Annotated in this window: 8 protein-coding genes, 1 tRNA gene and 1 riboswitch; of the genes, 2 read left to right on the top strand and 7 right to left on the bottom strand. The window is 27.6% G+C overall.

What is annotated here, in order from left to right; all coding sequences use genetic code 11:
* Positions 1-15: 15 nt before the first annotated feature.
* From PZA12_RS11955 to PZA12_RS11935, 5 genes are all read right to left on the bottom strand, one after another.
* The gene (locus PZA12_RS11955) at positions 16-639 is read right to left on the bottom strand and encodes a precorrin-8X methylmutase (protein WP_078115676.1); all 624 of its coding nucleotides are present in this window, start codon (positions 637-639) and stop codon (positions 16-18) included.
* Between the two features lie 75 nt (positions 640-714).
* A complete protein-coding gene (locus PZA12_RS11950) occupies positions 715-1425 on the bottom strand; it encodes a hypothetical protein (protein ID WP_103699111.1) in 711 nt (236 codons plus the stop codon).
* A gap of 50 nt (positions 1426-1475) precedes the next feature.
* The gene (locus PZA12_RS11945) at positions 1476-2858 is read right to left on the bottom strand and encodes a cobyrinate a,c-diamide synthase (protein ID WP_078115678.1); all 1383 of its coding nucleotides are present in this window, start codon (positions 2856-2858) and stop codon (positions 1476-1478) included.
* An 80-nt stretch (positions 2859-2938) separates the two neighbouring features.
* On the bottom strand, positions 2939-3763 hold the full coding sequence (locus PZA12_RS11940) for a sirohydrochlorin cobaltochelatase (RefSeq protein WP_078115679.1): 825 nt from the start codon (positions 3761-3763) through the stop codon (positions 2939-2941).
* A gap of 196 nt (positions 3764-3959) precedes the next feature.
* Positions 3960-4211, bottom strand: a riboswitch (cobalamin riboswitch).
* A gap of 159 nt (positions 4212-4370) precedes the next feature.
* Positions 4371-4622 carry a phage holin family protein gene (locus PZA12_RS11935; protein ID WP_077844963.1) on the bottom strand — a complete coding sequence of 84 codons (252 nt, stop codon included), beginning with the start codon at positions 4620-4622 and terminating at the stop codon, positions 4371-4373.
* A 358-nt stretch (positions 4623-4980) separates the two neighbouring features.
* Here PZA12_RS11935 and PZA12_RS11930 point away from each other — a divergent pair, with 358 nt between their 5' ends.
* Both PZA12_RS11930 and PZA12_RS11925 read left to right on the top strand, forming a co-directional pair.
* Entirely contained in the window at positions 4981-5349 is a 369-nt protein-coding gene (locus PZA12_RS11930; RefSeq protein ID WP_103699112.1) for a hypothetical protein, read from the top strand.
* 563 nt (positions 5350-5912) lie between these two features.
* Positions 5913-5987, top strand: a tRNA-Glu gene (locus tag PZA12_RS11925).
* Between the two features lie 123 nt (positions 5988-6110).
* On the opposite strand, the gene PZA12_RS11920 is transcribed toward PZA12_RS11925, so the two are convergent.
* Both PZA12_RS11920 and PZA12_RS11915 read right to left on the bottom strand, forming a co-directional pair.
* Positions 6111-7280, bottom strand: coding sequence for a tyrosine-type recombinase/integrase (locus PZA12_RS11920; RefSeq protein WP_077856496.1), 1170 nt, complete (start codon positions 7278-7280; stop codon positions 6111-6113).
* A 1645-nt stretch (positions 7281-8925) separates the two neighbouring features.
* Positions 8926-11964, bottom strand: a complete 3039-nt coding sequence (locus PZA12_RS11915) for a metallophosphoesterase (RefSeq protein WP_206491022.1) — start codon at positions 11962-11964, stop codon at positions 8926-8928.
* Positions 11965-12044: the final 80 nt, after the last annotated feature.

Genomic DNA, 12044 nt, shown 5'->3' with positions numbered 1-12044 from the left:
ATCTAATAAATTTAATTATCTTGAAACCACCATGTACATAAGGGCATTAACTATTGCTGCTGCAACAGTGCTTCCACCTTTTCTTCCTTTAATTCTTATGTAAGGTATATTAAGCTCATCCATATTTTCCTTACTTTCTGCAGCTCCAACAAACCCTACTGGCGCCGCTATTATAAGCTTTGGTTTTGCCTTTCCTTCTTTTATTAACTCTTTAAGCCTAAAAAGTGCTGTTGGTGCATTACCAAAAACGAATATATCTACATTGTCCATGCAAGCTTTTTCAACCGCTGCCATGCTTCTAGTAATATTTTTTTCCTTTGCTTCTTTATGAACTATTTCTTCATTCACATAGCAGATAACTTCACTATTAGTTTTAGCTAAGGCCATTTTATTAATTCCGTTTAAGGCCATATTAGTATCCGTGTAGATCTTTGCACCTTGTTTAAAAATATCTTTTGCAGTTTCAATTGCTGTTTCACTTATTTCTACCAAATCTTTATATTCAAAGTCTGCAGTAGTGTGAATAGTTCTTTTAACTATAAGCAGTTCTTCTTCACTAAATGAATGCGCCCCCATCTCGTTACCAATAATCTCAAAACTTTTTTCTTCAATTCCCATAGGATTTTTTAAATATTCCATATATTTTTAGCGAGGGGTTTAACAAACACCTCACCAAACTCACCTCTTTCCAAGTTTAATAAATCCATTAATAATTTACTTTTCCATTTCATAAGCTATTTTATCGTCTATAATCTGGTCCTTTGTAAAATTATAGTTGCCTTCTTTTTTCCCATTTACTTCTCTTCCTGATAAATCAATACTATAGTTATTGGTATCATCAATAACATCAAGGCCGCATACTGCTATATCTCTATTTTTTAAACTTTCTCTAATTCTCAATACTTTGTCTACAAAAGCTTCTAAAGAAACTTTATCACTTTCCCATCTTATATCTATTTTTAGAGGATATGAATCTCCTGGTATAAAACTTGTGTACTTATCATAACTCTTACTATTTGCATTAGCTCCAGCATCTTCTAATACTGAAATTTGTTTTATCTTTATGCTAGGTTCATTTTCTTCAATTAAGCTTGTGACCATATTTTTAGCCTCAAGATTAACCTTGCTTTCAAAATAATTATCTTCACCACTCTCTTTATTAAGCATTGTCACTCTAAATGTTACTGGGGTATCTTCTTCAGCACTAACATTACATAAATACTTCCCAGATTTTGAATTATAGTAAGCTCTATTAATTTTATACTTTAAATCTGGGTACTTTTTGCTTAAATACGTCTGTGTAAACACTTCTGTTTCCTTGATCTTCCAAGGCAGGCCATTTATATTCATATAAATACAACCGCCAAAAGCTAAAACAATAATAATTATAATGCTTATACTGAGAAGTATACTACGTTTTCTCATTACGCTCCCCCCAACAAATCTACCATATTTTCTTATTGATATTACACCTTCTATAAAAAGTTAACCAACGCTTTTAATAATTTTTCATTTCCAAGAAAGTTTATATGGGCATATCCTCCTAATGTATTATTTTTAAAGTATCCACATTTCCACTTTAATACTTCCCCATTATATAAAGTTTTTTCTACTTCATATACATTGTCCTCATATAAATCTACCTTTGACTTATGAAACTCATGGGCATTAATTTCAAATTCATTATCTTCTATGCTCCTATTATCAAAGCATTTGTTGTCTATCTTAACCTTACAGTAACCAAAATTCTGAAGCTTATTAGTCATTGTGCTATCTCCATGGAAAAAACCAACCATTTCTGATCCATCTATTGATTCTGTAAGATACATAAGTCCACCGCATTCTGCATAACATCTCAAGCCTTCATCTAAGGCTTCTTTAATACTTTTTCTCATAGAATAATTGTTTTCCAATTCCTTTTTGAATACTTCTGGATATCCTCCACCTATATATAAGAAATCTAAGTTTTGTGGCAATTCTTTATCATTGATTGGACTAAAATAAACTACCTCACCCAAGTTTTCTAAAGCTTCCAAATTATCTTTATAATAGAAACTAAACGCCTTATCTAAAGCCACTCCTATTTTAAAATTTCTATTTTTAGATTCTTCTTTTAAACTTTCAAAACTTTTTTGTTTATCATCTTCTTTAAATGAATCATTAAGATCACCATCTGTACTTATTTTATACTCTTGAGTTGCATTTATAATTCCATCTATATCTACATACTTTTCCATTAAATTTGCACATAAATCTAATTTTTCTTCAAGATTAAGAATTTCCATACTCTGAACAAGCCCTAAATGCCTGCTGCTTAATGCTATTTCTGGCGTTTTAGGAATATATCCAAAAACTTTTATATTACAATTTTTTTCTATTGCATACTTTAATAAATTATAATATTTTTCACTTACAGAATTTAATACGACCCCAACAATATTAGCATCCTTATAATTTTTAAAACCGCTAATTTCAGCGCATATACTTGCACTTTGCCCCTTAGGAGACAGCACTAGCACTATTGGCATATTTCCTAAAAGTTTTGAGACATGATAAGTGGAACCTTTTTCACTTGCTCCAATTCCGTCATATAATCCCATAACACCTTCTATTATACCAATATTTCCAGAACCTTTTTGAAAACTTTTTTTCACACCTTCTTCGCCCATTAAGAAAGTATCAAGATTTCTTGAAGCTATCCCTGTGACTGCTTTATGAAATGCTGTATCTATATAATCCGGTCCTACCTTATAACCTTGTACATGAAAATTTCTACTTTTAAGTACTTTCATAAGCCCAAGAGTAAAAGTAGTTTTTCCTCCTCCGCTGCAATTGGAAGATATAATTATAGACCTCATATTATTTTCCTTTCTGTACTAAAAAGACTTTTAAACTCTACCTAACTACCTGCAAAGAATTTTGCAACTGTAAGACTAGATTATCTAAGTTTTTTAGTCCTTCCAGCATTTATATATTTATTCTCAATTGAGTCATAAATTCTATTTATATAAAGTCCATCAAATTTATCAACCTCTCCAAGTCCGTGCATATGTAACTTCACTTCAATTCCCTCTTTTTGAAGCCTAGTCTTTAACGAATGCTCTTCATCTGATGCCATATCATTCTTTACGTGATCACCTGCCACAAGTAATAAAGGAACAAGTTTTGTCTTATTTATTCCCTTTTTCTTTAGCTTCTTTACTACATTTTCAACTGTTGGATATCCTTCTACTGTTGCCACAAAAACATTCTCATAATCTTCATCTACCAAAACAGTTTGCAGCATTCCATAGACTGCATTAGATGGATGTTCTGTACCGTGGCCAAATAATATTACACTTTCTTCACCTTCGAAAACATCTTTAATACTTTCAATAAATAAAGAATAATCTTCTGGTAATCCATTCATTCCTTGATAAAAAAATATTGGTCTTCCAAGCTTAAGATCTTTAAAATCATTTTTCCTTTGCTCCACAACACCTTTGATGTAATCAAATTCTTCTCCTGGAATTATATGAAGCGGCTGCACTATAACTTCTTCAAATCCTCTAGATTTCAAATCTTCTAGGGCTTCTTCTGGTGTTAATATATCCAAATTATCCTTTGCCTTTAATTTCTTTATTATAAAATGAGCTGTAAAAGCTCTAAAAACTTCATAATCTTTGAATTCCTCTTTGATTTTATTTTCAATTTTTTCAATTGAATTCTTAAGCGCATCTAAATGGCTTGTTCCGAAACTAACTACTAAAATAGCTTTTCTCATGTATTTTCCTCCTAAAATTGTCTTAAAAAGACCTTAATTTAATAAATTTATAAATATTTCATAAGATTTATAATTTGGAATATATAAAAATCCTCTTTATCATTAGATAAGGAGGAAATACATAACAAATTAAGAATGTAGAATTTACTCTACTACATCCCGCTATTTGCAAGTTTTCTTCCCTCCGAAGAATAGCATTTTTATAAACTCCTAGGCAGGTCTCCTGACTTTGGCCTCATCCTAATTCTCTTCCTTCCCAAGAAAATTTCTCAGTGGATTTTTCAGTATACTATTTAAAAGCAGCTACTTTTTAATTAATGAGCACTTTTATATATACTTTAGAGATTAGTCTTCCATCACAGTAGCGGGGGCTGTAGTGGATTTTAACCACTTTCCCTTTTAATCATATACACTTAACCTTATATGAACCTAAAAATCATTTCTTATTGTATTTTAAATTATATAGGACTATTGTATTTTATTCAACTAAAATGAGGTCTATTATTGACAGTATTTACTTGTCAGCAATAAACCTCAAAATAATTTTAATATAATAAGGTAACCATAAAATTGTAGTCGTTAAATCTTTACTGGTAAATTAAAATCCTCATTCTTTCTTACAACTTTGTTTTATTAGTTGATTAGTATAGACTGTAGCTCCCGTTACCAGTATGCCTTGAATTACTGATTCTACGCTAGGGCCCATGATTCCAACAGCTCCTAATATTCCTAGAAATAATAATATCAGGGGAATATATTTATCGTTAATTTTTTCTGTATTTTTTATTACCATGCCAACAATATATAGAGCAGGAATCAAAATCAGAGCATTTTGTGTTATATACTGTGCAAAATCCATATACTTGTCCCTCCTTTAACTAAAAGATTTCTCTAACTTAAAATAATTTTAAATATGATATAATATTCTGCTTTATTATGTTATATGCGTTATGTTAAGTTTTGTTTCTGTATTAATAAAATTCATATCAAATTTTCACTTCTCTAGTTGCCATAAAAATAGAATTAATATCTGTTTTCTGCAAGTACCCCACTAATAATTATATTTAAATAAAAGTTCAGTATTCCACTTAATGAAATACTAACCACATTTAACATTTTCAAAGAAATAATTTACAACCATCAATATTACTGTATAATTTAAATATAACTTGTTAACCTAATATAAATAAAAAAAGCTAGAAGGGATTGATATAATAATGTCAGCATATATGATTACATATTTTTTAAGCGATACTCATGGCCATCATCACGAACACGGTGATGATTGTGGATGTGGAGAAGATCATTCTCATGAACATGGTGATGGCTGTGGATGCAGAGAAGATCATTCTCATGAACATGTACACAGTGGCACTAATATACCAGGAAAAATAAAATCTTTAGGTTCATGGGCTCAATTTATGCCTGAAGGATTCTTTGTAAAAACAGATACATTATCTGCACAAGAAATATTTGATGAAGTAAGCGCTGTTGCTAATGGAGGGGATATTATCTTTGTAACAAAGATTGATGCTGAAACTTCAGCATGCGCAAATCCCGCTGTATTAGAGTGGCTTTCAAAATAATAGTTTCAAGTAATATAACTTAAGCTTGTAGTATAAATTAAAAAAGAGGATTATCAAATTTTATTTTGACAATCCTCTTTTTGCCTTTAAAATTATTAGTTAACATAACTTTCAATTGATTTTCTGCATTCTAGCATTAATTAAGCATTTGGTTTACTTAAGCTTTAAATATAAATTTATTATAAAATATAGTAATTTATCATAAAAAATAATACCCATCAAAATTAAACTGTTCACAAACAATAAAATCTCAATGGATATCCCACAAAATATTAAAAAGGAGTCGTAATTCCGTATGATCAAAAAATCATACAAGAGGAGCGATGAGTATATTTTACAATATACACCTCTATTTAAATTACTAACTATATAATAGTTTAACAGATTTTCACCGAAAAACAAGTATGTTTTTTAAATATTTAGAAAATTATGATTTGTATAAAATGTAACAAATCATTTTTACATTTTAAGCACTCTTCTCTAACTCTTTCCTTTTTTACGGATATATTCAAAAAAGTTGTTGACATAATAAATAAATGGGTGTAGAATAATATTTGTTGTGAGGCCCATTGGTCAAGCGGTTAAGACGCCACCCTCTCACGGTGAAATCAGGAGTTCGATTCTCCTATGGGTCACCAAGTTAGAAAACATCAGCATTTAGAGTTCTAAATTGTTGGTGTTTTTTCTATTTTCCCGACTTTTTCCCGACTAAGTTTTTTATTATGTTTTACTATTATTTTTTTAAATTACCTGCAAATATTTTATAAATTAAATATATAATTTAATTTTTCAACTGCATCACTTTTTTGCTTTGGAATAACATGAGTATAAGTATTTGCAGTCATATCTATAGAACTATGTCCCAAAAGTTCTGAAACAGTTTTTAAAGCTACTTCGTTTTCAAATAACTTTGTTGCAAAAGTATGTCTTAATGCATGAAACTTTTTATGTGGTAATTTACATTTCTTTAATAAATGTTCCCATGCATGAGATAGATTTGTTACATCTATTAAGCTTCCAGAAGAGGTTGTAAAGACATGATCAGATACCTCATATGATTCTCCACATTTTAATCTATCTCTTCTTTGTTTTATCCTTATATCTTTAAATATTGACGTTAGATTATCAGGAAAAGATACTTCTCTTATTGACCCTCGAGTTTTTGGTACTTGAATTATTTGCTTTCTTTCCTTTGAACCATCACCTGCTATTATATACACTTTAGCTAAAGATTTATTAACCTTTACGATTTTATTCTTCAAATCAATGTCTTCCCAAGTTAATGCCAGAAGCTCCCCACGTCTTAATCCTGTTCCAAGTGATAATAGTATTAACTCCCTATACCTATTATCTTTTAAGTTGGATACTAAAATCTCTATTTCTTCATCACTAAAATGCTGAACTTCTTTTCTTGGCTTTTTTTCTCCAGGAATAACTATCTTTTTACCAAGACAAGGATTCTTGCTTAAATACCCTTCATCTACTGCATAATTAAAAAATTGTTTCAAGAGTTTATTTAAGTTTTCAATAAGATTTCTGCTTTTTCCAAGGTCTGATAAAACGTTATAATATCTTTGAACTTGGAGTGCTTTTAATTCTGATAATTTAATTGAATACAAAGGGCTGTCTTTTACATAATTCCTGTATAATCCCTCATACTTTTCAAACGTAGTAGGCTTTATTCTATCCGAAACCCTAATAGTCTCAAATAGCCAAGTATGTATTAACTCTCCTAGAAGAACTCTCTTCGTATCTATATTTAATCCATTTTTTATACCTTCCAGATACTCTCTCTTTTTCTCCTCAGCATCAGATTTGCTTTTACCATAAAACTCTTTAAGTATTCTTTTTCCCTTGCTATCTGTTCCTAAAACAGCACTTACTCTAAAATAATTAGTACCATTTTTCTTATAGTTAGTTTTTACTGCCATATTAATCACATCCCTTTTAAATATTCTCAAAAATATACTATTGCTCAAAATAAATTCTACATATTCACTGGATATAAATTTTTGAACTCAGCACAGAGAATAATCTTGTAATATGAAATATTAAAATGTTTATTAATACGGTTGTCTTTTATAGTACATTATTAATTATTTAATTTATCCTACAGATATATTTTCTCATATATTTGAGTAATATATTCTAAAACTCATGATAAAAACTACCAAAAGCACCATCAACACTTCAATTTTTATTAAATTTAAATCATTACACTTTTATAATTCAAAACAAATATAAATTAAATAAATAATTTATTCATACTACAACAATAGATCCACTATATAAACTTCTTATATCCCCTGCATGCTTATCCAATCATCAGTAATTTTATATTTGTAAAACATTTACAAATTAAATATATTATACTTATATTTTACTCAATATGCAACATATTTTACTTACTAAGTAATAAATAATTAATAAATATTGAAGTTATTATTATGCAAAACCAAACATCAGATGCCTTCATTAATTGGCACACTTATTTTATATATTAGGTATCTTTACATCTTTTCTGCCATATAAATAACATTAAAAATAAGTAAATCTCAACATATCTACATATTCTTTTCCAACCAACTGCACCATTTATTTTTCTGAATTGCTGTATTATTAGATTAAGATGCTTTATAGTACAACTCTTTTATTGTTTTGCATCAACACATCATTTTTACTACATCCCTTAATAATTAGTTCCCCAAAATTAATTCTATGAATTTATTTGCCAACACAAAAAAACTGATAATAATATTAAATTACCTAATATCTTTATCAGTATAGTTGTTGAATTTTACTGCTTGTGATAGCCGAGTTCTGTATTAGAAACAGCTTGTACTAAATCATATTTTTATTGTACTTTCACACACTAATGTTTAGCCATTTTAGAGCATTATTATATTTTATCATAATTTACTGTATTTTATTGTGTTTTTTCCCTTAAGGGAAAGTTGAGGGAATTATCACTTACACAAGGTATATTACTATATTTATTTATGTGCAAATTAAATTTATATTATTAAAGTACATAATTCTAAATATTACAACACACGCCTCATATTGAATCACAGTCTCAACGTGAGAAGTGTGTTGAATAGTTTTATTAAATTATAACTTAACATATTCTACTATATCTATTTGTCATTGAAAACAAATCAAACCTTAGATTAAAAATATCATATCTTTACATATTGTATTTTAAAATAATAAAGCATATCTTGGTGATGGTCGGAAGATGGGTAGAAATTTTAGTTCTTCCGACCATTTCTTAAGTTAGATAATATCAATTCTTTATATTATAACTATTATATAAAGAATACTTTAACCAAAACGCTTGTGCCTTAGAATAGTGTTTGATTTGTATGCATCAACTTTATTTTTTGATACTAGCTATAATTCGCCCTTCAACTTACTCCATTTATATGTATATTTGTATTTTTTTTGTGTATAATATATAGATAGCAAGTATCATCAGCGTGGCCATATGACATGCATTTCATTATTTCAATAGTTAGGTCATAATCTATGAAATAAAAATGACCAGTTGGGGCAGGACCAACATGATACTTGTTGTTATTTTAAATTAATTTTTTTATATTGCTCAATTAAAAATTCTTTTTGTTCATCAGCTGAAAAATACTTGTTAAGTAATTTTTGTCTTTTTCCTTGATCAATTTTTATATTATTTACCAATTCCTTTTTGATAATTGTTCTAATCATCCATCTCACATCTTTGTTTTTACTATTATCAAATACCTTTTCTGCTTTTCTAATAACTTCGTCTATGTCATTGCTATTTACTTTAACTAAAAGACTAAATAATTTATAATTTGAATTAGATAAATTATATTTTTCAAGAAATGGAATGCTTTTTTTACTAGTTGAAAGATATGCAAACCTATCATATATACTTAAAACTAAAATAAGTGCAATATTTTTTAGGATAATGTTTATATCTTCTTCTGTTAATTCCTCATCATTTTCATTTGTTGAATTATTTAAATTTGCAAACTCCCTTAATTCTGCTATTAGTTCATCATATTTATCGTCTATTGGTTTTAACATATTATATATTATTTTGTTAGGATATTCATATATACTCTGTACTAGTTTCTCTTTATTACTATTTGTTAAAATTATAGACAATGCTGGCAATGCTTTGCAGATCATTTCTGTATACTTTACTGCACGTATGATTTTATATTGTGGTTCATCTATTTTACTTTCATCATAATCATATATATTTACACATTCTAATATTTGATTTCCTTTTATATTTTCTTCATGTTTTTCTTCTCTTTTATCACTTTTTTCTTTATCTCCAGTTTTAGGAGGAGCTACTTTCCCTAAATCCGGTACTTTAGATAAAAATTCAATATTTCCATCATCTATATCCATTTCATTCCAGACACTCATTAAATCTTCTGCATATTTATGAATGAACATAATAATCTGTGGATTACTAGTTATATAAGATAAAAATAATATCACATTATCATTTATACCAAAACAAATATTCTTTAAAATACTTTTAATATCTTCCATTGTTCCAAATACATTAAATCTTCTATTTAAAGAACGTGCAATAAAAAATGCGAGTTGATTTTTGTTACAGAATCTAATTGCAAAACGTCCATTAGGTTGTTTTACTATTTTTGCCTTACAAGCAACATCAATTAACTCAGTTGGTTTTACCTCTCCTCCAAATTCTTTTTGAAATCTTTTTATAATAGTTTCTACTTCATCTAAACCTATTAATTCTTTTTTATTAAAATGCATATAATATGCAATTTCTTCAAGAAGTATAATCATTTCATCAATTTTTTCATTAGTTGTATTTTCTATTAAAGATGTAGTAATATTGGCTATAAATACTTGATTTAAAAACTGTTCTCCTTTCTGATCTTGATAATTTATATTTTGTAAAATAAATTGTGTATACTGAATTATAAAATCAGGATTTAAATCGAATAATTCTATATTATTTTTTATACTTTTATTAATAATACTATCAATATTGATTGTATTTTCAGTACTATTTTGTTGCGTTGCTTCACAGACTTTTTTAATTAATTCAGATCTCTTATTTAAATAAAAATTATCTATTTTTAATATGTAAAACTTTTCTTTATTATTAATCTCATTACGAACAGCATTTAAAACATCAACTTCTACTTGTTTTGACGTTGATATTATTATATATTCAAATTCTGTTCTAAACAAATCAATTAATTGTTTTTTTCTCCCATCACTTTTTATTAAATCAAAATCATCTATAATAGCAACTTTTTCAGTTTTACTTATTTGCTGATATTTAACATATTCAACATTTTTATCACTATATTGATCTTCAAAAACTCTTTTAACAATCTTATCAATTCTATTTCCATCCATATCAATAACCGAAAAGAATAATGGTATTTTTTTATTAATTAATGATATGTAAATATTCTTTAATACAGTAGTTTTTCCATAAATATCTCCACCTACAATATTAATGCTCTTTTTGTCATATAGTATTTTAAAGAAGTCATCCTCATTATTTATTTCCTTTGTAGTTACATATTCACTTTCATGCTCAACAATCATTTTAGGAAACACAAAATATTTTGTAAAATCATTTTCTCTTATTATCTTTCTTTTCTCATCTTGTTTAAAATTTTCTAAAAACTTCTCATTTGGAACTAGCTTCTTATTCTTCATATCAAGTTTTTCTTCTTCGTACAATTTATTACAATCAAACAAAGTATTTTTCTCATCCCACCAAAATTCATAAATATCAACAGCATTTAAGCACGTATCAAGAATCATCGCATTAAATTGGCATGCATCAGTAATATCATTATTATTAAATATTCCACCTGCACAAATAAATGTCTCACTTTTATTTCCAGAATTTATCCTATCTGTTTTCAAATCATGATCATGTCCAACAAATATAATTGATGAGTTATTGTGTAGTACATTCTCTAATTGCGTTTTACTTTCCCATTGAAACCATTCTGTACTATGATGCATAACTGTTATTGCTATATCTACATTTTCTTCCTTAAAAAGAGAGCTTAATTTTTCTTTCGGAAAATAGTGTAATTGCTTATCATCAGGTTTTAGTGTCGAAAATAAAGCAGTATTTATTAAATTAAATTGTATTTTATAATTTCCAAACCTTTGTACTGATTTATCTAATATCTTATCACTCAAAAAACATCTATTAGTTTTTGAATAATCAAAAAAATTTTCAAACATCTTTATTTCTAATTCTATATTTTCCTGAATTTTATTATCCTTATAGTATTTTTGAATATCTATTCCTGTCCTTGTAATTCCTTCAAAATCAGCATCATGATTTCCAGGTACTAATAACAACTTTATAAATTTATCTTTTAAATAAGACTCTTTTATTCTATGTAAAATACTTCCTAACAACCTCTTTATATTCTTATATTCATTCACCTTGCTCCTATTTGTTAAATCTCCTGAACAAATAATAACGCATTCATCAAAATTCTTAATCATCTCAAGCGCACTAATTATTCCATCAATCTTTTTAGGCTCTATATTAGCTTTATCTGTTATGTGAATATCGCTTAAATGTAAAAATAATATTTTCATATTTTACCTTCTGTCCCTTCTACTTTTCATTCCTATTTTAATGTTACTAATAAATTTACGCTTAATAATATATTAAGTCT

The sequence above is a fragment of the Clostridium beijerinckii genome (assembly GCF_036699995.1).
Classification (GTDB): Bacteria; Bacillota; Clostridia; order Clostridiales; family Clostridiaceae; genus Clostridium; species Clostridium helianthi.
Note: the sequence above shows the minus strand (reverse complement) of the source record. Positions and strands in the feature narration are given on the sequence as shown.